Origin of the sequence: uncultured Allobosea sp. (assembly GCF_945956895.1) — a bacterium.
Classification (GTDB): domain Bacteria; phylum Pseudomonadota; class Alphaproteobacteria; order Rhizobiales; family Beijerinckiaceae; genus Allobosea.
In genome coordinates, this window is sequence record NZ_CAMFJF010000010.1 from 1 (window position 1) to 20,708 (window position 20,708).

22 protein-coding genes and 1 riboswitch are annotated in these 20,708 nt (G+C 67.1%); of the genes, 11 read left to right on the top strand and 11 right to left on the bottom strand.

What is annotated here, in order from left to right:
- The first annotated feature begins 543 nt into the window (after window positions 1–543).
- From Q0Q02_RS08385 to Q0Q02_RS08410, 6 genes are all read left to right on the top strand, one after another.
- Window positions 544–1,653, top strand: coding sequence for an OmpA family protein (locus Q0Q02_RS08385; RefSeq protein ID WP_293808425.1), 1,110 nt, complete (start codon window positions 544–546; stop codon window positions 1,651–1,653).
- A gap of 110 nt (window positions 1,654–1,763) precedes the next feature.
- A complete protein-coding gene (locus tag Q0Q02_RS08390) occupies window positions 1,764–2,036 on the top strand; it encodes a hypothetical protein (protein ID WP_293808427.1) in 273 nt (90 codons plus the stop codon).
- Window positions 2,037–2,084: 48 nt separating this feature from the next.
- Window positions 2,085–2,282 (top strand): hypothetical protein, encoded by a 198-nt coding sequence (locus Q0Q02_RS08395; RefSeq protein WP_293808429.1) that lies wholly within the window; start codon window positions 2,085–2,087, stop codon window positions 2,280–2,282.
- Between the two features lie 230 nt (window positions 2,283–2,512).
- Window positions 2,513–2,617, top strand: a riboswitch (TPP riboswitch).
- A gap of 79 nt (window positions 2,618–2,696) precedes the next feature.
- Entirely contained in the window at window positions 2,697–4,607 is a 1,911-nt protein-coding gene (thiC, locus tag Q0Q02_RS08400) for a phosphomethylpyrimidine synthase ThiC (protein WP_293808431.1), read from the top strand.
- The gene (locus tag Q0Q02_RS08405; protein ID WP_293808432.1) at window positions 4,604–5,371 is read left to right on the top strand and encodes a hydroxyethylthiazole kinase; all 768 of its coding nucleotides are present in this window, start codon (window positions 4,604–4,606) and stop codon (window positions 5,369–5,371) included. The genes thiC and Q0Q02_RS08405 overlap by 4 nt, the downstream gene beginning before the upstream one ends.
- 90 nt (window positions 5,372–5,461) lie before the next feature.
- Window positions 5,462–6,466, top strand: coding sequence for a transporter (locus Q0Q02_RS08410; RefSeq protein WP_293808434.1), 1,005 nt, complete (start codon window positions 5,462–5,464; stop codon window positions 6,464–6,466).
- A gap of 91 nt (window positions 6,467–6,557) precedes the next feature.
- Here the strand turns inward: Q0Q02_RS08410 and Q0Q02_RS08415 are convergent, their stop codons facing one another.
- On the bottom strand, window positions 6,558–7,658 hold the full coding sequence (locus Q0Q02_RS08415; protein WP_293808435.1) for a choloylglycine hydrolase family protein: 1,101 nt from the start codon (window positions 7,656–7,658) through the stop codon (window positions 6,558–6,560).
- 172 nt (window positions 7,659–7,830) lie between these two features.
- Window positions 7,831–8,706, bottom strand: coding sequence for a hypothetical protein (locus Q0Q02_RS08420; RefSeq protein WP_293808437.1), 876 nt, complete (start codon window positions 8,704–8,706; stop codon window positions 7,831–7,833).
- Between the two features lie 319 nt (window positions 8,707–9,025).
- Here Q0Q02_RS08420 and dnaK point away from each other — a divergent pair, with 319 nt between their 5' ends.
- Both dnaK and dnaJ read left to right on the top strand, forming a co-directional pair.
- Window positions 9,026–10,939 (top strand): molecular chaperone DnaK, encoded by a 1,914-nt coding sequence (gene dnaK / locus Q0Q02_RS08425; RefSeq protein ID WP_293808439.1) that lies wholly within the window; start codon window positions 9,026–9,028, stop codon window positions 10,937–10,939.
- 154 nt (window positions 10,940–11,093) lie between these two features.
- Window positions 11,094–12,224 (top strand): molecular chaperone DnaJ, encoded by a 1,131-nt coding sequence (gene dnaJ, locus Q0Q02_RS08430; protein ID WP_293808441.1) that lies wholly within the window; start codon window positions 11,094–11,096, stop codon window positions 12,222–12,224.
- Between the two features lie 168 nt (window positions 12,225–12,392).
- Here the strand turns inward: dnaJ and Q0Q02_RS08435 are convergent, their stop codons facing one another.
- Both Q0Q02_RS08435 and Q0Q02_RS08440 read right to left on the bottom strand, forming a co-directional pair.
- Window positions 12,393–12,584, bottom strand: coding sequence for a CsbD family protein (locus tag Q0Q02_RS08435; protein WP_293808442.1), 192 nt, complete (start codon window positions 12,582–12,584; stop codon window positions 12,393–12,395).
- A 79-nt stretch (window positions 12,585–12,663) separates the two neighbouring features.
- Window positions 12,664–13,479 carry a helix-turn-helix transcriptional regulator gene (locus tag Q0Q02_RS08440; protein ID WP_293808444.1) on the bottom strand — a complete coding sequence of 272 codons (816 nt, stop codon included), beginning with the start codon at window positions 13,477–13,479 and terminating at the stop codon, window positions 12,664–12,666.
- A 129-nt stretch (window positions 13,480–13,608) separates the two neighbouring features.
- On the opposite strand from Q0Q02_RS08440, the gene Q0Q02_RS08445 reads away from it, so the two are divergent.
- The gene (locus Q0Q02_RS08445) at window positions 13,609–14,034 is read left to right on the top strand and encodes a hypothetical protein (protein ID WP_293808445.1); all 426 of its coding nucleotides are present in this window, start codon (window positions 13,609–13,611) and stop codon (window positions 14,032–14,034) included.
- Window positions 14,035–14,140: 106 nt separating this feature from the next.
- On the opposite strand, the gene Q0Q02_RS08450 is transcribed toward Q0Q02_RS08445, so the two are convergent.
- From Q0Q02_RS08450 to Q0Q02_RS08470, 5 genes are read right to left on the bottom strand one after another with little or no spacing between them, the layout of a single operon-like run.
- A complete protein-coding gene (locus Q0Q02_RS08450) occupies window positions 14,141–14,941 on the bottom strand; it encodes a MetQ/NlpA family ABC transporter substrate-binding protein (RefSeq protein ID WP_293808447.1) in 801 nt (266 codons plus the stop codon).
- A gap of 42 nt (window positions 14,942–14,983) precedes the next feature.
- The gene (locus Q0Q02_RS08455; protein WP_293808448.1) at window positions 14,984–15,649 is read right to left on the bottom strand and encodes a methionine ABC transporter permease; all 666 of its coding nucleotides are present in this window, start codon (window positions 15,647–15,649) and stop codon (window positions 14,984–14,986) included.
- Entirely contained in the window at window positions 15,639–16,748 is a 1,110-nt protein-coding gene (locus Q0Q02_RS08460; RefSeq protein WP_293808450.1) for a methionine ABC transporter ATP-binding protein, read from the bottom strand. The genes Q0Q02_RS08455 and Q0Q02_RS08460 overlap by 11 nt, the downstream gene beginning before the upstream one ends.
- Before the next feature lie 4 nt (window positions 16,749–16,752).
- A complete protein-coding gene (locus Q0Q02_RS08465; RefSeq protein WP_293808452.1) occupies window positions 16,753–16,926 on the bottom strand; it encodes a hypothetical protein in 174 nt (57 codons plus the stop codon).
- Between the two features lie 7 nt (window positions 16,927–16,933).
- Window positions 16,934–17,185 (bottom strand): hypothetical protein, encoded by a 252-nt coding sequence (locus Q0Q02_RS08470; RefSeq protein ID WP_293808454.1) that lies wholly within the window; start codon window positions 17,183–17,185, stop codon window positions 16,934–16,936.
- Between the two features lie 412 nt (window positions 17,186–17,597).
- On the opposite strand from Q0Q02_RS08470, the gene Q0Q02_RS08475 reads away from it, so the two are divergent.
- Window positions 17,598–17,975: a hypothetical protein gene (locus Q0Q02_RS08475; protein ID WP_293808456.1), complete on the top strand. Its 378-nt coding sequence runs from the start codon at window positions 17,598–17,600 to the stop codon at window positions 17,973–17,975.
- A 160-nt stretch (window positions 17,976–18,135) separates the two neighbouring features.
- Window positions 18,136–18,615: a copper chaperone PCu(A)C gene (locus tag Q0Q02_RS08480; protein ID WP_293808458.1), complete on the top strand. Its 480-nt coding sequence runs from the start codon at window positions 18,136–18,138 to the stop codon at window positions 18,613–18,615.
- Window positions 18,616–18,853: 238 nt separating this feature from the next.
- Here Q0Q02_RS08480 and Q0Q02_RS08485 read toward each other — a convergent pair whose 3' ends face one another.
- A complete protein-coding gene (locus Q0Q02_RS08485; RefSeq protein ID WP_293808460.1) occupies window positions 18,854–19,783 on the bottom strand; it encodes a dihydrodipicolinate synthase family protein in 930 nt (309 codons plus the stop codon).
- Between the two features lie 169 nt (window positions 19,784–19,952).
- Window positions 19,953–20,639: a fumarylacetoacetate hydrolase family protein gene (locus Q0Q02_RS08490; protein WP_293808462.1), complete on the bottom strand. Its 687-nt coding sequence runs from the start codon at window positions 20,637–20,639 to the stop codon at window positions 19,953–19,955.
- Between the last annotated feature and the right edge of the window lie 69 nt (window positions 20,640–20,708).

The following is a 20,708-nucleotide window of genomic DNA, read 5'->3' on the forward strand; positions in this document are numbered from 1 at the left end:
ACGCCTCCACGCCCGCCGGCCGAGCCGACGGCGCCCGCAGCTCCCCGCGCCGCTCCTCAACCTTCCGCGCCGTCTGCCCCGGCTCCCCAGCCCGGTGCAGGCGCGCCGCCCTCAGCGGTTCCGCGCGGCGGTCCGGCCGTTCCGCCATCGGCCGCGCCGAGCCAGCCGCGCCCTCCGGGAGCCCCTCCTGCTGCGGCCCCTGTCGCTCCGTCGCAGTCCGGCACTCCCTCCCAGCCGGGCGCTGGCGCCGCGCCATCTGCGGTGCCGCGCGGTGGTCCGGCCGTTCCGCCTTCGGCCGTCCCGTCCCAGCAGCGTCCGCCGGCTGCGGCGCCGCAGCCCGGTGTTCCCGTTGCGCCCGGTCAGCCGGCAACAGGTGCCCCGACGCCTCCGTCAGGCGGCGCTCCGGCCCAACCCGGGCGTCCCGCCCTCGGAATCCCTGCGACCGGGGCGCCCGCCGCTCCGGCTCCAGCCCTGCCCGGCGCGACGGCTCCAACGCCGCCTGCCGGCGCGGCACCCGGCCAACCCGGGCGTCCCGCTCCCGGCATGCCGTCCGGTGGAGTGCCGGGTACCGGTGCGCCGGCGCAATCCGGCGTCGCGCCTGCCCCCGGCCAGCCCGGTGCCGTGCCGGGGCAGCCGCCGGCCGGTATTCCCGGCCAGCCGGCCCAGCGTGAAGGCCGCCGCGGCGGCATCTCACCAGGCGTGGCCGGCGCGATCGGGCTTGGCGCCGGCGTCATCGGCGGCATCATGGCCGCGCAGGGCGCGCAGCGCTTCGACGACATCCGCCGGGAGCGGCAGGAGCAGCGCGAGGGCGACCTGACCATCATCCGCGAGCCCGGTCGCACCATCATCCGCGACGATGACGGCCGCGCCATCATCCGCCGCGACGAGGACCAGCACTTCCGCGATCTCGGCTGGCAGGGTCGGTCCGAGCGCCGCGACGGCGAGATGCGTACGGTCTTCGAGCGGCCGGACGGCACGAGGATCGTCACCGTCACGGACGAGGAGGGCCGGCTGATCCGCCGCACCCGCATCGACCGCGACAATCGCGAGGTGATCATCATCGACAACACGCTGCGGGACCGTCCGGGGCGCTTTGCCGACGATGTCGTCGTGCTGCCGCCGCCGCCGCTGCCGATCCCGCGCGAGCGCTATATCGTCGATGCGGACCAGGCCGACGAGAACCTGATCTACGAGACGATCATCGCTCCGCCGATCGCCGCGATCCCGCGTCGCTACACGCTGGACGAAGTGCGTTACTCGCCGGACTTGCGCGCCCGCATGCGCAGCGTCGATATCGACACGATCAATTTCGATACCGGCTCCTGGCAGGTCGGACAGGATCAGGCCCGGCGCCTCGCGGTGATCGCGGATTCGGTGAAGCGCGCCCTGCAGCGCTCGCCCAACGAGGTCTTCCTCGTCGAGGGGCACACCGACGCCGTCGGCGCCGATGTCGATAATCTCTCGCTCTCCGATCGCCGCGCGCAATCGGTCGCGGAAATCCTGACGCGCGACTTCCAGATCCCGCCGGAGAACCTGACGACGCAGGGCTATGGCGAGCAGTACCTGAAGGTGAACACGCAGGAAGCTTCGCGCGAGAACCGGCGCGTCACGCTCCGGCGCATCACGCCGCTGCTCAACGGCCAGAACCAGTGACGACCGGGCGGGGCTGCCTTCGAAGCAGCCTCGCTCCCCAACAGGCGCAGGGAACAGTCGTTCCCTGCGCCTGTTTCATTCCCGGAGGATAGCCGAAGGGGGATGCCGCCATGAGAAAGCTTGCTCCGGTTCTGGTCGGATTGCTCGCCGCGAGCCTGGCGGGAGCGCTCGCCGCACAGGCACAGACCGTCTCGCCTCCCGTCGAGCAGCGGGCTCCGGGCGTGCCGCCGGCGCCACGGTCGGGAGAGGGCGTTCGCCCGGCTGCGCCCAACAACGCAGCCTCCCGCGCCGAGAAGCGCGGCGCTGGAGAGGACAAGGCGCAGGTTCGGCCCGAGCGCGATTTGCCGATGCCCAAGCCGGTTCCATCGATCATCGCACCTTGAAGATCGGGGTTGAGGGTTTGGTAGGGTTGCCGGGCTAGGGTGCCCGGCATGAGCGACTCCGTTTCCCTCGCCACCAGCATCGTCTCGATGCAGGCCGACACCACCCGGCAGGCGCTGTCGGTCGCGATGCTCAAGCAGAATGCCAACGCCGAGCAGGGCATCGTCGCCATGCTCCAGCAGAGCGCCGAGCAGACGCAGGCTACGCTGCCGGCCGGGCAGGGCACGCTGGTCGACCGGACCGCCTGAGCCATTCCTTCTCCTCGACAACCTGTTTGAAAATGGGCAGCCCTCATCCTGAGGAGCCGCGTCAGCGGCGTCTCGAAGGATGCTTCAGGAGGCTCCCGAACGATCTGGACCATCCTTCGAGACGCGCCTGCGGCGCTCCTCAGGATGAGGGCTGCGGGATACTCCACCAGTTGGTCTGGGAGGTATGCTTGCAGCCCGTTGCAAAGCGGCGGCGCTGCGCCTAACCTCGTCCGCGTTCCGAGGGGTGCCCGCAAGGGCTGAGACGGCTTTCGAAGCTGAACCCATCGAACCTGATCCGGGTCATACCGGCGGAGGGACTGGAACGCGGTGCAGCCTTGGCCTGCACCCGCATCACAGCGCTTGAACCGCTTCGACGCCGGATCTCCTGACCTGTACCAAGGAGGAGATCCCCTGATGAATGCCCACACCAAACCCCAGAAGAACAGCGTCAAGACGGCGCCGCAAAGCGTGACCACCGGGCCGATCATCGGCTCGCGCAAGATCTATGTCGCTGCGCCCGAACACCCCGAGATGCGCGTGCCCTTCCGCGAGGTCGTGCTGACGACCGATGCCGAGCCGCCGGTGCGCCTCTACGATCCCTCCGGCCCCTATACCGAGACCGATGCCAGGATTGACCTCAATGCCGGCCTCGCGCAGCCGCGTCGCGCCTGGCTCGATGCGCGAGGCTTCGAGCAGGTGGTGGGGCGCGCCGTCACGGCCGCCGATAACGGCAATATCTCGGCTGAGCAGCTCGTCCCGGCCTGCCCGGCGCAGCGCCCGATTCTACAGGCGAAACCCGGTCAACTGACGACGCAATACGAGTTCGCCAGGGCCGGCATCGTCACGCCCGAGATGATCTATGTCGCCCATCGCGAGAATCTCGGCCGCGCCGCCATGCTGGAGGGCGCCCGCGAGCGCCATGCCGATGGCGAGAGCTTCGGCGCCAATGTGCCGGAATTCGTGACGCCGGACTTCGTCCGCGATGAGATCGCGAGCGGCCGCGCCATCATCCCCGCGAACATCAACCATCCCGAGCTGGAGCCGATGGCGATCGGCCGCAACTTCCTGGTCAAGATCAACGCCAATATCGGCAACTCTGCCGTCACATCCGGCGCCGCCGAGGAGGTTGAGAAGCTGGTCTGGGCGATCCGCTGGGGCGCCGACACGGTGATGGACCTCTCCACCGGCCGCAACATCCACAACATCCGCTCCTGGATACTCAGAAATTCGCCGGTGCCGATCGGCACGGTGCCGATCTACCAGGCGCTGGAGAAGGTCGGCGGCGATCCGATCAAGCTCGACTGGGAGGTGTTCAAGGACACGCTGATCGAGCAGGCCGAGCAGGGCGTCGACTACTTCACCATCCATGCCGGCGTGCGTCTTCCTTACGTCCCACTGACGGCGAATCGCGTCACCGGCATCGTCTCGCGCGGCGGCTCGATCATGGCGCGCTGGTGCCTCGCGCATCACCGCGAAAGCTTCCTCTACGAGCGCTTCGACGAGATCTGCGAGATCATGCGCCGCTACGATGTCTCGTTCTCGCTCGGCGACGGCCTGCGTCCGGGCTCGATCGCCGACGCCAATGACCGCGCCCAGTTCGCCGAATTGGAGACGCTGGGCGAACTGACGAAGGTCGCCTGGGACAAGGGTTGCCAGGTGATGATCGAGGGCCCCGGCCATGTGCCGATGCACAAGATCAAGGAGAACATGGACAAGCAGCTCCGCGAATGCGGCGAGGCGCCCTTCTACACGCTCGGACCGCTGACCACCGACATCGCGCCGGGCTATGACCACATCACCTCCGGCATCGGGGCTGCGATGATCGGCTGGTATGGCTGCGCCATGCTCTGCTACGTCACGCCGAAGGAGCATCTCGGCCTGCCAGATCGCGACGACGTCAAGACCGGCGTCATCACCTACCGCATCGCGGCCCATGCCGCCGATCTCGCCAAGGGCCATCCGGCAGCGAAGATCCGCGACGATGCGCTCTCGCGCGCCCGTTTCGACTTCCGCTGGGAGGACCAGTTCAACCTGGCGCTCGATCCCGACACGGCGCGGGAGTTCCACGACGAGACCTTGCCGAAGGACGCCCATAAGGTCGCGCATTTCTGCTCGATGTGCGGGCCGAAATTCTGCTCGATGAAGATCACCCAGGACCTGCGCGCCGAGGTTCTGGCGATGAGCGACAACGAGCGCGCCAATCTGGAAGCGATGGCCCGCGATCAAGCGGCAGCGCAGATCGAAATCCAGAGGGAAGGCATGGCGGCGAAATCGAAGGAATTCCTCGACAAGGGCGGCAGTATCTATCTACCTGCTGCCGGATGAGCGGTTTCGACGAAAAGCTCGACGCAAGCAGCGTTGCATCGATCCTCGCGCGGGTGGCCAGGCGCCGCCCGCGCATCCATTGCCTGACCAATACGGTGGCGCAGAACGTCACGGCCAACATGCTGCTCGCCTTCGGGGCCGTGCCTTCGATGGCGAGCCATCCCGCGGAAGTCAGAGACTTCGCGGCCGGCGCCAGTGCGATCCTGATCAATCTCGGCACGATCAATTCGGAAGGCGAGCGGGCCATCCCGGAGCTGATCGCCGTGGCGCAGGAGCGCCGCATCCCGCTGGTGCTCGATCCGGTCTTCGTCGAGCATTCGCCCTTGCGGCTGCGGCTGGTTGGCGACGTGCTGGCGTCTTTCGATGTTCTGGTGCGCGGCAATGCCACGGAAATGGCGACGTTGGAGCCGCTTTTCTCGCTGCGGCCGGACACGGTGCGCGTCACCACCGGCGTGGTCGACCGGATCGAGACGGAAGACCGGGCGCTGTCGGTGGCGCATGGCCATGAGCTGATGAGCAAGGTGACCGGGCTCGGCTGCGCATCGAGCGCTTTGGTCGCTGCCTGCCGGGCAGTCGAGTCCGACCCGGTCATCGCGGCCGGAGCAGCATTGACCGCCTATGGCATTGCCGGCGAGATCGCGGCCGAGCGCGCGGCCGGTCCCGGCAGCTTCGCGGTCGCGCTGATCGACGCGCTCGCGACGCTGGACCCGCAGACGCTACAAGCCCGCATGGCGGGCGCGCGAAACCACGGGGACATGCCCTAGAGGGGGATTCAGCGCAGGCCGCAGGCGCGTTAGGGTCGCATGGCTGATTCGCCCGGCTGGAGGCGGCTGCGCCGGGGGGCGATCAACAATATGACGTATAACGAAGTTTGCGGGCAATCGTCCCGGCTGGTCCGGCTCGGCGTGCTGATGGCGCTCGGCCTCGCCGTCGGCGTTTTTGGAATCTGTGAGAAAGCCGCCGCCGCCGAAAACGGCACGGGCTTCTATCTGCTCGGCGGGCGCGGCGCGATGGCGGGCTACCTGCCGCCTCCCGGGGTCTATTTCGAGAGCGACACCTACAGCTACGATGCGAAGCTCGACGCCCGGAAGTCGCTGCCGGCGGGCGGACGTTTCGTCGCGGATGTGCGCAGCCAGGCCAGGGCGGATTTCCTGAGCGGTACATGGGTGACGCCCTGGGAGATCGCCGGCGGCAATGTCGCGCTCGGTGCCACCCTGCCCGTCGGCCGTGTCCGGGTCGGGGTCGGCACTGAGTACGATTCGCCGCGCACGAACCGCATCATCGGCGCCAGCCTGCGCGACAGCGCGGTGGTCGTCGGCGATCCCGTTTTCTCTGCGATGCTCGGCTGGCATGCCGGCAAGTTCCATTGGAACGCGACCGTCATGGTCAACGCACCTGCCGGCGACTACCGCAACGGCGAACTCGCCAATCTCGCCTTCCATCGCTGGGCGACGGATCTGTCCGGCGCCCTCACCTGGTTCGATCCGGAAACCGGCATCGACCTCTCGGGCGTTGCCGGCGTGACCTTCAACGGCGCCAATCCGGCCACGGACTACCGGACGGGCACCGAGTTCCATCTTGAATGGGCGGCCTCGAAGGCGCTGACCAGCGCCCTGTCGGCCGGCGTCATCGGCTATCACTACCAGCAGCTCACCGGCGACAGCGGGGCCGGCGCGCAGCTCGGCGCCTATAAGGGACGCGTGACCGCGCTTGGCGGCACGCTCGCCTATAATTTCACGGTCGGAAGGACGCCGGTCTCGACCCGCATCAAGGTTCTGCGCGAGTTCGCCGCGGAGAACCGGGCGCGCGGAACCGTGGGCCTGCTCACCGTCTCGCTGCCCCTGACGGCTTCGCCCTGACGGCAAGACCGCCAGGGGCGGTTCGCCGGTCTATGATCCAGGGAACGGCCGCCCCCGATCTCGCGGAGCGAGAGGGGGCGGCTATCGTCCGTTACGGCTTGCCGAACTGGAGGGCCGGAGGCACAGGGTTCGGCTTGAACGGAGCGACCTGAAGCGTCTTGGCGTCGAGGTCGAAGCTGGTCAGGTCGACCATGCGCAGGACCTGATCCTGATAGCTCTTGATGTAGTACTTCCTGGCGCGCAGATCCGCGACCGAGGTCCACTGCGTGTATTCGAGTTCCCCGCCCTTCGCGGCGGAGTCGATGAAGCCGACGGGGATGTCGAAATTGTTCATGATGTGCTCGACGAGACGGACCGTCTGCGGGCCATCGGGAGCCTGCTTCGCCGAAGCGACATAGCCGAGCGCGCGGATGAAGCGCGAGGGCGGGGTCGGGTCGCCCGGAATGCCGAGCAGTCCTGAGCCCTGGCCGAAGGGGGCGAAGGTCTTGCCGCCGATCTTCAGCGGGTCGGCCGCGACCGGCGAAAGCTTGACGTAGTTGCGGATGTTGTTGAGGTGCCAGTCGAAGGTCGGCGAGTTGGTCAGGACACCCATCGGGTTGTCATAGACCTTCAGCTTGCCGTCCACCGGCTCGATCACGATGGAGGCGCCCGTCGCGTCGTGGATCGGGAAGTGGAACGGCAAGGTGAAGTTCACCATCGGTGCCGGCAGATCGACGATCACGGTCTTGTCGAGCGCCGCCTTCACTTCCGCGACGGTCGAGAAATTCGACAGCACCCAGCTCAGGAACTCCCAGGGCGCAAGCGCGGTATTCGGGTCGGCCTGGGCGACCGGCGTGTAGCCCGCGAAGTCCGGGAAATACAGGGCGCCGCCGGCAAGACCCTTCTCGTTCATGCCGTCCGAGACGAAGGGCTGGCCGAAGCTCATCACGCCGACGAAGGCGTAGCGGGTGTTCCATTTCGGCGCGGCCATGTTGCCCGGGCGGGTGCCGACGAAGGCGTAGTTCCGCGGGACCACGACGACGTCGGATTGTGTCTGGAGTGCATATTCGAGGGTGCGGCCGTAGACCGGCGTGCCATCGGCGGCGATCATCAGGATATTCGTGCAGGCCTGGGCCGGCGCGGTGCTGACGAGCATGCCGGCGAGCAGGGCTGCAACGCCCTTCCTCGCGAACTTCCAATCAAAAATGTGCATTGTGTCCTGTCCCCCAAAGCAGTGTGCCACGGCTTGGTAAGGGGCCAATCACCGCGCAATCGTAAAGAAGCGCGCGGCCTTGCGCAGGCCGGGGAGGGAGCCGGAAAAGGTGGTGAATGAAGCTCTAATCGCCGGACGGGTTCGCGCGCGGCGCGCCCAGACGGGCCCGGCTCTACTGCGTCGGCGTGAGCGAGAGTGGGGCCGGCTTCGGCGTGGGGCGCGGCTTCGGCTTGCTGGCTGGCTTCGGTTCGGTGTTGAGGCCGAGCCGGGCGCGCAGCGAAGCGGCGCGCGCTTCGGTGATCCGGGCGCCGCAGAAGCCGAACTGGCCCTCGCGCTGGAATTCGCGGCAGATCGTTTCGCGCTCGGCCGAGAAGCCGGCCTGTTCGCGGGCGATCACGCGCTGCTCGACGGCGTCGGATTTGGCCGTCAGCGTGCGGTAGCCCTCGCGGACGGCGCGCTCGGCACTGCCGCGTGCCTTCTCGATCTCCTTGGCCTGCCCGGCGACGGTGCGGGCATCGGGGCCCCAGAGCCCGCGCGGGTCGATCCGGCATTGCGCAGCCTGCACGACGCAGGGCTCCGTCGGCTCGACCACGAGGAAGGCACCGTCGAGCACGTCGAAGACGATCGGGCAGATCGGCGCCTCCAGCTTGTAGCGGGGAACGCCGGCCGGGCGCCCGAGCGGGGTTGCCGGGACAGGCGCGTCGCCGAAGGAGACGGCACAGGGCTCGACCAGATTCGTGCTCTGGAAGCCATCGAGATTGAGCTTGAGGCCGTAGCCTGTCGCCGTCTTCGAGAAGAGGGCCTCGCCGTGATTGCCGTGGCGATGCAGGGCCTTGCCGAGGATGGCATCCTCGCCGGCAACCTTGATGGCGGGCATGCTCGGCACCTTCGGCGCGGCCGGGGCGCCGGGCTGAGAGGGCGCGGCCTGCTGGGTTCCCGGCGCGTTGAACGGCTGGGCGCCAGGCAGTTGCAGCGGCTGGGCGAGGGCTGCCGTCGCGGCCGCGGCGAGGGCCAGCGAGGCGAGGATGAGGCGCGTCGGTCGTGTCATGGCGGCCCAGTGAAACCGGAACGGCCTTTCTGCATGCAGGCCGACGCAAGGTTAGGCAAGGACGGGAAGGCCACACTCGGGCGGAAAGCGCGTTCCGGGGCAATTCGGCCGGCACTCCCGATTCTTAATCGGCTCGCCTGTCTTGCAAGGGGTGGAACACCCTCACTATATACGCCGCCAAGGGGCGGTTTAACCACCGTCAAACGTGGAATGCCGGTTTCGTTCGCCGCTGAAGCGGGGGCGATCCGGTCCATGGGCCGGCAGGCGACGCACAAGCGTCGCAGGTCGGCGATCTGCTCAATCGAAAGGGATCCCATCCATGGGTAAAGTCATTGGTATCGACCTCGGCACGACCAACAGCTGCGTTGCAGTGATGGAAGGCTCGACGCCCAAGGTCATCGAGAATTCGGAAGGCGCGCGCACCACGCCTTCCATCGTCGCCATCACGGATGACGGCGAGCGTCTGGTCGGCCAGCCTGCGAAGCGGCAGGCCGTCACCAACCCGGAGCGCACCTTCTTCGCGATCAAGCGCCTCATCGGCCGGACCTTCGAGGACCCGATGACGCAGAAGGACCTGAAGCTGGTCCCCTACAAGATCACGAAGGCCTCGAACGGCGACGCCTGGGTGTCCGCCGACGGCAAGGACTATTCGCCGTCGCAGATCTCGGCCTTCACGCTGACCAAGATGAAGGAGACGGCGGAGGCCTATCTCGGCCAGCCCGTCACCCAGGCCGTCATCACGGTTCCCGCCTATTTCAACGACGCCCAGCGCCAGGCCACCAAGGACGCCGGCAAGATCGCCGGCCTCGAGGTGCTGCGCATCATCAACGAGCCGACGGCGGCTGCGCTGGCCTATGGTCTCGAGAAGAAGTCGGCCGGCACCATCGCGGTCTATGACCTCGGCGGCGGCACCTTCGACGTCTCGATCCTCGAGATCGGCGACGGCGTCTTCGAGGTGAAGTCGACCAACGGCGACACCTTCCTCGGCGGCGAGGATTTCGACATGCGCCTGGTCGAATATCTCGCGGACGAGTTCAAGCGCGAGCAGGGCATCGACCTGAAGAAGGACAAGCTCGCTCTTCAGCGCCTGAAGGAAGCGGCCGAGAAGGCCAAGATCGAATTGTCGAGCGCGGCCCAGACCGAGATCAACCTGCCCTATATCACGGCGGATGCCTCGGGCCCGAAGCACCTCGCCATCAAGCTCTCTCGCGCCAAGTTCGAGAGCCTGGTCGACGACCTGATCCAGCGCACCATCGAGCCCTGCAAGAAGGCGCTCAAGGATGCCGGCCTGTCGGCGGGCCAGATCGACGAGGTCGTCCTCGTCGGCGGCATGACCCGCATGCCGAAGGTGCAGGAGGTCGTGAAGCAGTTCTTCGGCAAGGAGCCGCACAAGGGAGTGAACCCTGACGAGGTCGTCGCCATCGGCGCCGCGATCCAGGCCGGCGTCCTCCAGGGCGACGTCAAGGACGTGCTGCTGCTCGACGTGACCCCGCTCTCGCTCGGCATCGAGACGCTGGGCGGCGTGTTCACGCGCCTGATCGATCGCAACACCACGATCCCGACCAAGAAGAGCCAGGTCTTCTCCACCGCCGAGGACAACCAGAACGCGGTGACGATCCGGGTCTTCCAGGGCGAGCGCGAGATGGCGGCCGACAACAAGCTGCTCGGCCAGTTCGACCTGATGGGCATTCCGCCGGCCCCGCGCGGCATGCCGCAGATCGAGGTGACCTTCGACATCGACGCCAACGGCATCGTCTCGGTGACGGCGAAGGACAAGGCCACCAACAAGGAGCAGCAGATCAAGATCCAGGCTTCCGGCGGTCTGAGCGAGGCCGATATCCAGAAGATGGTGAAGGATGCCGAGGCGAACGCCGCCGAGGACAAGAAGCGCCGCGAGCTGGTAGAGGCCAAGAACCAGGGCGAGAGCCTCGTGCACTCGACCGAGAAGTCGCTGAAGGACTATGGCGACAAGGTTTCCGAGGCCGACAAGGGCGCGATCGAGACCGCCGTCGAGGCGCTCAAGACCGCGCTGACCGGTGAGGATGCCGAGGCCATCACGGCCCGCACCAACGAGCTGATGCAGGCTTCGATGAAGCTGGGCGAGGCGATGTATGCGGCGAGCCAGGCCGAGGGTGCTGCCGCCGAGGGCGGTGAGCCCGAGGAAGCCAAGAAGGACGACGTTATCGACGCCGACTTCAAGGACGTCTCGGACGACAAGAAGAAGAGCGCGTAACCTGCGCCTGTCTTCCGCTGGAACGTCATGGCCGGGCTTGACCCGGCCATCTCGTGACGAGAAGGCGGTTGTGAAGAAGAAGGCGCTTTCCTGTCGGAGATGGCCGGGTCAAACCCGGCCATGACGCCAAGGAGGCGAAGGGGCTGTTCGATCGATGTCGAAGCGCGATTACTACGAGATCCTCGGCGTCAGCCGGACCGTGACGGAGGTCGAGCTCAAGACCTCGTTCCGCAAGCTCGCGATGCAGCATCATCCGGACAAGAATCCCGGCAACAAGGAAGCCGAGATCAAGTTCAAGGAAATCAACGAGGCCTACCAGATCCTCTCCGACGGCCAGAAGCGCTCGGCCTATGACCGCTTCGGCCATCAGGCCTTCGAGAATGGCGGTGGCGCCGGCGGCAATGCCGATTTCTCCGACTTCATGTCGGATATCTTCGATTCCTTCTTCGGCGATGCAAGGCGCGGCGGCGCGCGCGGCGCCAATGGCCGCGAGCGCGGCGCCGACCTGCGCTACAATCTCGAGATCGGGCTGGAAGAGGCCTTCACCGGCAAGAACGAGTCGATCCGGGTGCCGACCTCGGTCTCCTGCGAATCCTGCTCCGGTACCGGCGCCAAGCCCGGCTCGAAATCGCGGCAATGCCCGACCTGCGGCGGCCATGGCCGGGTGCGCGCCAATCAGGGCTTCTTCTCGGTGGAGCGCACCTGCCCGACCTGCTCGGGCCGCGGCGAGGTCATCGACGACCCCTGCAAGAACTGCCAGGGCGCCGGCCGCGTCACTCGCGAGCGCACGCTCTCCGTGAACATCCCGGCCGGCGTCGAGGACGGCACGCGCATCCGCCTGGCCGGCGAGGGCGAGGCGGGCCTGCGCGGCGGGCCGGCGGGCGATCTCTACATCTTCCTCTCGATCAAGCCGCACGCGATCTTCCAGCGTGACGGCGCCGACCTGTTCTGCCGCGTGCCGATCGGGCTGGTCTCGGCCGCGCTCGGCGGCGAGATCGAGGTTCCCACGCTGTCCGGCGAGCAGGCGCGGGTGAAGATCCCAGAGGGCACCCAGACCGGCAAGCAGTTCCGCCTGAAGGCCAAGGGCATGAGCGTGCTGCGCTCGCGCGATGTCGGCGACCTCTACATCCAGGTCGTGGTCGAGACGCCGCAGAAGCTCACGGCGCGCCAGCGCGAATTGCTGGAGGAGTTCGAGCGCGAAAGCTCGCACACCAACCATCCCGAGACGGCGGGCTTCTTCGGCCGGGTCAAGGATTTCCTCGGCGGTTTCGGCGGCACGGCCTGAGTCTTCCAAGGCGTCATTCTCGGGCTTGACCCGAGAATCTCAGGAAAGAGAGGCGAATGAGCCTCCTCCGGCATGAGATGCTCGGGTCAAGCCCGAGCATGACGGTAAGAGCTCGACCATGAAAAAGGGCCGCCTTTCGGCGGCCCTTTTGCTTTTGAGGCTAATGCGTCAGACCTTGTCGACGGCCTTCTTGACAGCGTCCTTGCCCTTGCCGAGCGCCTGCTGGGCCTCGCCTTTCAGCTCCTGAGCCTTGCCTTCGGCCTCCCATTCCGGCTTGTTCATCGCCTTGCCGGCGGCCTGCTTGATGTTGCCGGCGGCCTCGTTGGCCAGGCCCTTGATCTTGTCGGTCGTGCTGCCCATTGCGGTGTCTTCCCTGAGAGGTCGGCCCCCAGCCGCTGTCGGCTGAAAGAACCGGCGCTGCGCGGAAAGGTTCCGGTTCTCAGGCCGTTCTCTCGGCTTGCATGGCAAGAGCCCGCAGAGCCTCGCCCGTCGCCGCGTCGGCCGGAAAGAAGGTCTCCAGCGCCAGCTCCGACAAGGTGATGTCCACGGGCGTGCCGAACACGGTGGTCGTCGAGATCAGCGATAGCGTGGTCTCGCCGAGCTTCAATTGCATGGGTACGACGATGGCCGCTTCCGCCTCGGCGTCGTGTCGCGTCCCTTGGCCGGGATGGGGATAGGCTACGAGCTCGCCGAGCAATTCGCCGAGTTTCGCGTCGGCCGTCGCGCGCACCTGCTGGCGCAGCCTTGCCAGGAGATGGGCGCGCCATTCCGCGAGGTTGAGAATGAAGGGCGCGAGCCCCTGAGGATGCAGCGAGAGGCGCAGCACGTTGACGGGCGGCTTCAGCAGTTCCGCATCGGCCACCAGCCCGAGCAATCGCGTCACCGCGTTGTTATAGGCGAGCAGCGTCCAGTGCCGGTCGACGGCGACCGCCGGATAGGGCTCGTGTCCCTTCAAGATCAGGTCGATCGCGCTGCGGGCGGCATCGAGCGACGGGTCCTCCAGCGAACGCTCCGGGTAGATCGGGGCATAACCGGACGCCAACAGCAGGGCGTTGCGCTCGCGAAGCGGCACGCCGAGATGCTCGGCCAGAAGCAGGACCATCTCGCGGCTCGGGCGTGAGCGGCCGCTTTCGATGAAGCTGAGATGCTTCTGCGAGATCTCGGCTTCGAGCGCGAGATCGAGCTGGCTGAAGCGGCGAAGCTGGCGCCAGTCGCGAAGCAGCGCGCCGATCGGAGGAGGCTGGTGTGTGTTCATGGTGGAGAAGCTAGCGATCCCGGCGGGTGGTTCCAATTACCTCCCGCTTAATCGACGGGCCGACGCGGTTCCGTCAGCATTCCCCCATCGAAACGGGCTTGAGGCCCGAAACCGCGAAGGAGAATTGCCATGTCGCTCATCCAGTCCTCGCCCCTGCTGCGCAGCGCTCTTGCTCTCGATGCCGCCGCCTGCGCCGGCATGGGCCTCATCCTCGCCGGCGCGGCCGCGCCGCTCTCGGCCCCGCTCGGCCTGCCCATGGATTTCCTGCGCGGTGCCGGGCTCGTGCTGCTGCCCTGCGCGGCGCTGCTCGGCTGGTTCGCAGGCCGTAAGACCCTGCCGCGCCTCGCCGTCTACGCGGTGATCGGCATCAACCTGCTCTGGATCGCCGACAGCATCGCCATCCTCCTGATGGGCTGGTTCGCTCCGACCGGGCTCGGCATCGCCTTCGTCCTGGCCCAGGCGGCGGCCGTCGCCATCGTGACCGAGCTCGAAATCATCGGCTTCAGGCGCTCGGGCGCGGCCTTGCACGCCGGTGAAGCGGCGGCTGCCCGATAGGGTACAAGCTGCTGCCCTGCGAGCGGGCAACAAAAAGCCCCGGATGCAGCTCGCATCCGGGGCAAGGCGCCTGGCCGATGATCGAAAGCCAGGTGGGAGGAGAGGGTTACCAGCTGGCGAGCACGGCGCCCTTGAAGCGCTCGGCGACGAAGGCCTTGATCTCGGGCGAATGGTAGCTTTCGACCAGCGTCTTGACCCAGGGCTTGTCCTTGTCGGCGCTGCGCACGGCGATCAGGTTGACATAGGGGCCCTTGGCGTCCTCGCGCAGGATCGCCGAGGCCGGGTCGATCTTGGCATCGACGGCATAGTTGGTGTTGATCGCGGCGGCGGCGACATCGGCCAGCGAGCGCGGGGTCTGCGCGGCCTCGATCTCGATGATCTTGAGCTTCTTCGGGTTGCCGACGATATCGGCCGGGCTCGGCTTGAAGCCGACGCCGTCCTTCAGCTTGATCACGCCCTTGTCCTGCAGCAGCAGCAGCGAGCGGCCGCCATTGGTCGGGTCGTTCTGGATCGCGACGGTGGAGCCGTCCGGCACCTGCGACCAGTCCTTGTACTTGGCCGAGTAGATGCCGAGCGGGAAGTTCACGGTCAGGCCGGCGCTCTCGATCTTGAAGCCGCGATCCTTCACCTGGTTGTCGAGATAGGGCTGGTTCTGGAAGGAATTGGCCTCCAGTTCGCCGGCATCGAGCGCCTGGTTCGGTACGACATAGTCGGAGAACTCGATGAGCTTGAGGTCGATGCCCTTCTTGGCGAGGACGGGCTTCACCTTCTCCAGGATCTCGGCATGCGGGCCGGGCGAGACGCCGATGCGGATCACCTGGTTCTGCTGGGCGAGCGCGGGGACGGCGGCAAGCGTCAGGGCGAAACCGGCAAGCAGCGCGGCGCGGCGGTTGAGGAGGGTCGTCATGATGTCGGTTCCTTCTGTCGAATGGGGATGAGTCTGGAAACGTCAGGCGTGACGCAGGCGCTTGTTGAGATGGCGGGCGAGCCGGTCGCCGACGCTCTGGACGAGCTGGACGAGGACGATGAGCACGGCGACGACCGCCGCCATCACGTCCGGCATGAAGCGCTGGTAGCCGTAGCGGATGCCGAGATCGCCGAGCCCGCCGCCGCCGACCGCGCCGACCATGGCGGAGAAGCCGATCAGGCTGACCAGCGCCAGAGTCAGGCCGAGCACGATCGCCGGCAGGGCCTCCGGCACCAGCACCTTTCTGATGATCTGGACGGGCGTGGCCCCCATCGCACGCGCGGCCTCGACCAGTCCCTGGTCGACCTCGCGCACCGCGCCCTCGATCAGCCTGGCGATGAAGGGCGTGGAGGCGACGGTCAGAGGCACAATCGCAGCGGCCGTGCCGATCGAGGTGCCGGCGATCAGGCGCGTGAACGGGATGATCGCGACGACCAGGATGATGAAGGGCGTCGAGCGCGTGGCGTTGACCAGCGTGCCCAGGAACAGGTTGGCGGCCGGCGCCGCGAACAATTCGCCGCGCTTGCTGGTGGCGAGGAAGACGCCGAGCGGCAGGCCGAAGAGCGTGCCGAGCCCGGCCGCGACCGCGACCATGGCGAGCGTATCCAGCGTCGACTGGGCGATGAGGCGGATGATTTCAGGAGACATGGCCGATCACCTCCGCCTTGAGCCCGAGGCTCTTCAGGGCGCCGAGCACGGCGTCGCTCTCCGGTGCGCGAGAGGGCACCGAGACGAGCAGGCTGCCGAAGGGCTGGCCGGCGATGGCGTCGATCCGCCCGGCCAGGATGTTGACGTCGACGCCGACGATGCCGCTCAGCCGGCTGATCACCGGGGCGGTTGCGTTCTCGCCGAGGAAGGTGATGCGCAGCACGATATTGTCGCCGGGACGCGCGTCCTTGCGGATGCGCTGGGCGAGATGCTCGGGCAGTTCGACGCCGGTCACGGTCTCGACGAAGCTCGCCGTCGTCGGGTGCTGCGGGTTGGTGAAGACCGCGAAGGTCTCGCCCTGCTCGACGATGCGCCCGCCCTCGATCACCGCGACGCGGTCGCAGATCTCCTTGATGACGGGAATCTCGTGGGTGATCAGCAGGATGGTGATGCCGAGCTCCCGGTTGACCTGTCTCAGCAGGGCGAGGATCGAGCGCGTCGTCTCGGGGTCGAGCGCCGAGGTCGCCTCATCGCAGAGCAGTACCTTCGGATCGGTGGCCAGCGCCCGGGCAATGCCGACGCGCTGCTTCTGCCCGCCGGAGAGCTCGGCCGGATAGCGCGCGCTCTTGTCGGACAGGTCGACCAGCGCGAGCAGGCGCTCGACCTTCTCGGTGATCTCGGCCTTGCTCGCGCCGGCGATCTCCAGCGGCAGCGCGACATTGTCGAAGACCGTGCGCGAGGAGAGCAGGTTGAAATGCTGGAAGATCATGCCGATCCGCCGGCGCTGCTGCCGCCAGCCGGATTCGGTGAGGTCCGTAACGTCCTGGCCCTCGATCAGAATGCGGCCTTCGGTGGCGCGCTCCAGCCCGTTGACGAGGCGGATCAGCGTCGACTTGCCGGCGCCGGAACGCCCGATCACGCCGAGGATCGTGCCGGCAGGCACGTCGAGATCGATCCCGGCGAGCGCGCCGACCGGCTGCTGGCCGCGGCGGCCGGGATAGGTCTTGCCGACACGCTCGAAGCGGATGGCCGGTTCGGGCAAGGAGAGGGGCAAAGCCCCGGCACTGAGCGTGCCGGGTCTGACGGGGGCGTTCATCATGTCCTCAGAAATGCGTGTGGCAGGACCAATGGGCGATGCCGAGCTGCTCGATGGTCACGTCATGGACCGAGCGGCGCTGGTCTTCCGCCGCTGCGGCGTCGAGCGGGTCGAAGGTGGTGGGGACGGCCTCGGCGAACCAGTTCGCGAGGCCGTTCCAGAGGGCGGAGAGAAGCTGCATCGCCGCCTCACGAAGCCAGCAGCAGCAGCGGCGAGCGCCGCTGCGAGCGGAAGAGCCGGCGCGCGGCGGTCTCGGCGGCGCCGGGCGTGGCGAAACGCTGCCCGTCCAGCGCCCGGAAAGCGGCGGAGGCGGAGACGAAGGTGAAGTCGCGCTCGTCGGCGCGGCGGCTCACGAGCCCGATCTGGGCCTCGCCGAGCTCGATGACATAGGCCTGCTGCGCCGGGCGGGCCCGGGCGGGAAGAGAATGAAGCTGGGACATGGAACTGCCTTCTGCCGCCGGTGCGGCATGTGTCGGAACGATTGGATGGGAAGGGCCTTTCGGCCTTGCGATCTCAGCGTCGACAGCGGCAGGGCATTCGGCGGAAGCGGGTTTGGCTTCGGCTCGCTTTCACAATGGTCATGTCAGTCTCCTCGATCTGGAGCCCACGACCCAGTCGTGGCGCTTTAGCGTTTGGTGACGCGGCGCAAGCTGCTGCTCAAATCTCCGCGGCTCCCCGATTGCTCCGGGAACACCTGCAATCTGATCGACGGCGTCCTGTTTGTCAACCGGATCGTTCTTTTGAAGAAACGACATGGTGGAGAATAATTTTCTCCATGCGCTCTTTGCGCTCTGCCAAGGATGCGGCAATGCGCGGCTTGACGAAGCCGCGGAAGCGGCGCCATTTGCGGCCATGCAGGCTCGCGCCGCCCTTCTCGATCGCCTTCGCCGCTCCGGGCTCGGAGCTTGGCTGGCGGTCGCCTATGCGCTTTGTGTGCTGGCTCTGGCGCTCGCGCCCACCCCGGCCCTGGCGACGCTGAGCGGCCATGATGGCTTCGTGCTGTGCTCCGGTGCGCCGGTTCCCGATGAGGGCCAGCCCGCCCCGCTCGGCGATCTCACCCATTGCAAGGGCTGCCCGCTCAATCCGGTCCTCGCCGGCCCTCCGGTCGAGATCGCGCCTGTGCCGATGCGCCTCGCCACGCGTCTGGCGTCGCCTGCATTGCTGGCGGAGGGCTTGCCGCATCGTTTCGCGGCCGGGCTCGCACAGTCGCGCGCGCCGCCGCTGGGCTGAAACCTCCGCCTGCCCATCCGCATCCAATTCCGGCCTGTCCGCTCCCAAAGCATCGGAAGCATCTGATGCCGAGACAAAACTGGATCGCATAGCGATCCAATTAGCGGCGGCACCTTCTCACGAGGCTGCGTCAGCGGCCCGTTCGTTCAGGGTATACATCATGAAGCTTTCCTGCTCGCTCGCCGCCGCGGCTCTCCTGCTCTCGGCCGGTTTCGCCACTGCGCATGAAATCAAGGCCGGTCCGCTCAAGATCGGCCATCCTTGGTCGCGCGCCACGCCGGCCGGCGCCAAGGTCGGCGGCGGCTATCTCTCGATCGAGAACACCGGCGCGACGGCCGACCGGCTCGTCTCGGTCTCCGTTCCTTTCGCGGCCCGTTCTGAAATCCACGAGATGGCGGTGAAGGACGGCATCATGACGATGCGGCCGCTGGAGCAGGGCGTCGAAGTGCCGGCCGGTGCCAAGGTCGAGTTCAAGCCCGGCGGCTACCACATCATGTTCATGGAGCTGAAGCAGCAGCTCAAGCAGGGCGAGATGATGAAGGGCACGCTGACCTTCGAGAAGGCCGGGACAGTCGATGTCGAGTTCAAGGTGGATTCGATCGCCGCCAAGGGCGGCGAAGGCGAGCACAAGGGGCATTGAGGCTCGGGCTGCGACCTTCCCTTCTCCCCTTGCGGGAGAAGGTGGCCCGAAGGGCCGGATGAGGGGTCGCGCTACGCTCTCCGTCATTGCGAGCGCAGCGAAGCAATCCAGGGGCGGCAGAACTCTACGTTCCCCTGGATTGCTTCGTCGCTTCGCTCCTCGCAATGACGGCAAGCGTCGCAAGACCCCTCACCCCAACCCTCTCCCGCAGGGGGAGAGGGGGTGTGGTTGCGGCTCTTCAGATCTTCGCGCGTGGATCGTGCTTGGCGATCCGCGACAGCAGGTAGTCGACCTCGGCCCTGGCCGCGGCGCTGAGGACCGAGCCCGGCTTGCGCTGGGCGTCATGGCTGAGGATGCCGCGCTTCATCATCGTGTATTTGCGCACGGCAAGGCCGACGCCCTGCTGCTGCTCGTAGCGCATCAGCGGCAGATGCGCGTCGAAGATGTCATGGGCCTCGTCGCGCTTGCCGGCCTTCTGCAGGCGAACCACGTCGATCAGCAGCTCCGGGAAGGCGTAGCCGGTATTGGCGCCGTCGGCACCGCGCTCCATCTCGAAATCGAGGAAGAGCCCGCCATTGCCGGTCACGATCGAGATCGGGCGCAGCGAGCCTTCCTTCTGGAACTTGCGCAGGGTCGAGATCTTCTCCAGCCCCGGCCAGTCCTCGTGCTTCAGCATCACGCAGGACGGGTTGTCCATGACGATCTTGCGGATCACCGCCGGCGTCATCACCACCGAGAGCGTCAGCGGATAGTCCTGGATGACGAAGGGGATGTCGCTGCCGATCGCCTCGACGGCCTGCGCGTAATAGCCGGTGATCTGGTCGTCGGTGCGGAGCGAGGGCGGCGGGGCGATCATCACGCCGCCGGCGCCGAGATCCATCACCTGCCGGGCGAGCGAGCGCATCGCCGCGAAACCGGGCGCCGAGACGCCGACGATGATCGGCTTAGCCCCCATCCTGGCGACGCAGCGCTTGACCAGCTCGACCGATTCCTCGGGCTCGAGCTTGGGCGCCTCGCCCATGATGCCGAGCACGGTGACGCCGTCAGAGCCGATGTCGTGATAGAACTGGAACAGCCGGTCGGCCGAGGTCCAGTCGATGCTGCCATCCGGATTGAACGGGGTCGGCGCGATCGGGAAGACGCCGGAAGCGTCGGGGGTGAGGCGCATGATGCGGTCCTTACAAGATGGCTGAAGATTGCTGTCCCACTCAGCCCTCATCCTGAGGAGCCGCGAAGCGGCGTCTCGAAGGATGCTCCAGATGGTCCCGGAGCCTCCTGGACCATCCTTCGAGACGCAAGCCATCGGCTTGCTCCTCAGGATGAGGGCTGAGAAGGCTTCAGGCGATGCGGGTGCGGACGGTGCCGACGCCGGCGATCTCGCCTTCGAGAACGTCGCCCTTGTTCACGGCGGCGACGCCTTCCGGCGTGCCTGTGAAGATCAGGTCGCCCGGCTTCAATTCGACGAGGCCGGAGAGATAGGCGATCGTCTCCTCGACATTCCAGATCTGCTTGGCGAGGTCGGAGGTCTGGCGCACGACGCCGTTGACGGTCAGCTCGATCTTGCCGGCGCTGGGATGGCCGGCATGGCTCGCCGGCACGATCTCGCCGATCGGCCCGGAGAGGTCGAAGCCCTTGGCCATGTCCCAGGGACGCCCGGCCTTCTTCGCGACGTTCTGGAGGTCGCGGCGTGTCATGTCGAGGCCTGCGGCATAGCCATAGACATGGGCCAGAGCCTCGGATTCGGGGATGTCCTTGCCGCCGGTGCCGATGGCGACGACGAGCTCCATCTCATGGTGGAGGTCTTTCGTCTTGGTCGGGTAGGGCATGTCGGCGCCGTTGATCAGCAGCGCGTCGGCCGGCTTGGTGAAGAAGAACGGCTCCTCGCGGTCGGGATCGCCGCCCATCTCGCGCGTGTGCTCCGCATAGTTGCGCCCGACGCAGAAGACGCGCCGCACCGGGAAGGAGCCGCCGCCGGCGACCGGAACAGCCGTCACGGCCGGCGGGTCGATCACATAATTGCTCATCGTGTTGCTCCCTAGCTAACAAGCTTGCGCCGTTCATGGGCGAGCGACGCCCGGACCGCAAGCGGCTTG

Coding starts and splice junctions, on each gene's coding strand:
- Q0Q02_RS08385 (WP_293808425.1), top strand. CDS start 544: ATGCCGTCCGGTGGAGTGCCGGGTACCGGTGCGCCGGCGCAATCCGGC.
- Q0Q02_RS08390 (WP_293808427.1), top strand. CDS start 1,764: ATGAGAAAGCTTGCTCCGGTTCTGGTCGGATTGCTCGCCGCGAGCCTG.
- Q0Q02_RS08395 (WP_293808429.1), top strand. CDS start 2,085: ATGAGCGACTCCGTTTCCCTCGCCACCAGCATCGTCTCGATGCAGGCC.
- thiC (WP_293808431.1), top strand. CDS start 2,697: ATGAATGCCCACACCAAACCCCAGAAGAACAGCGTCAAGACGGCGCCG.
- Q0Q02_RS08405 (WP_293808432.1), top strand. CDS start 4,604: ATGAGCGGTTTCGACGAAAAGCTCGACGCAAGCAGCGTTGCATCGATC.
- Q0Q02_RS08410 (WP_293808434.1), top strand. CDS start 5,462: ATGACGTATAACGAAGTTTGCGGGCAATCGTCCCGGCTGGTCCGGCTC.
- Q0Q02_RS08415 (WP_293808435.1), bottom strand. CDS start 7,658: ATGCACATTTTTGATTGGAAGTTCGCGAGGAAGGGCGTTGCAGCCCTG.
- Q0Q02_RS08420 (WP_293808437.1), bottom strand. CDS start 8,706: ATGACACGACCGACGCGCCTCATCCTCGCCTCGCTGGCCCTCGCCGCG.
- dnaK (WP_293808439.1), top strand. CDS start 9,026: ATGGGTAAAGTCATTGGTATCGACCTCGGCACGACCAACAGCTGCGTT.
- dnaJ (WP_293808441.1), top strand. CDS start 11,094: ATGTCGAAGCGCGATTACTACGAGATCCTCGGCGTCAGCCGGACCGTG.
- Q0Q02_RS08435 (WP_293808442.1), bottom strand. CDS start 12,584: ATGGGCAGCACGACCGACAAGATCAAGGGCCTGGCCAACGAGGCCGCC.
- Q0Q02_RS08440 (WP_293808444.1), bottom strand. CDS start 13,479: ATGAACACACACCAGCCTCCTCCGATCGGCGCGCTGCTTCGCGACTGG.
- Q0Q02_RS08445 (WP_293808445.1), top strand. CDS start 13,609: ATGTCGCTCATCCAGTCCTCGCCCCTGCTGCGCAGCGCTCTTGCTCTC.
- Q0Q02_RS08450 (WP_293808447.1), bottom strand. CDS start 14,941: ATGACGACCCTCCTCAACCGCCGCGCCGCGCTGCTTGCCGGTTTCGCC.
- Q0Q02_RS08455 (WP_293808448.1), bottom strand. CDS start 15,649: ATGTCTCCTGAAATCATCCGCCTCATCGCCCAGTCGACGCTGGATACG.
- Q0Q02_RS08460 (WP_293808450.1), bottom strand. CDS start 16,748: ATGATGAACGCCCCCGTCAGACCCGGCACGCTCAGTGCCGGGGCTTTG.
- Q0Q02_RS08465 (WP_293808452.1), bottom strand. CDS start 16,926: ATGCAGCTTCTCTCCGCCCTCTGGAACGGCCTCGCGAACTGGTTCGCC.
- Q0Q02_RS08470 (WP_293808454.1), bottom strand. CDS start 17,185: ATGTCCCAGCTTCATTCTCTTCCCGCCCGGGCCCGCCCGGCGCAGCAG.
- Q0Q02_RS08475 (WP_293808456.1), top strand. CDS start 17,598: ATGCAGGCTCGCGCCGCCCTTCTCGATCGCCTTCGCCGCTCCGGGCTC.
- Q0Q02_RS08480 (WP_293808458.1), top strand. CDS start 18,136: ATGAAGCTTTCCTGCTCGCTCGCCGCCGCGGCTCTCCTGCTCTCGGCC.
- Q0Q02_RS08485 (WP_293808460.1), bottom strand. CDS start 19,783: ATGCGCCTCACCCCCGACGCTTCCGGCGTCTTCCCGATCGCGCCGACC.
- Q0Q02_RS08490 (WP_293808462.1), bottom strand. CDS start 20,639: ATGAGCAATTATGTGATCGACCCGCCGGCCGTGACGGCTGTTCCGGTC.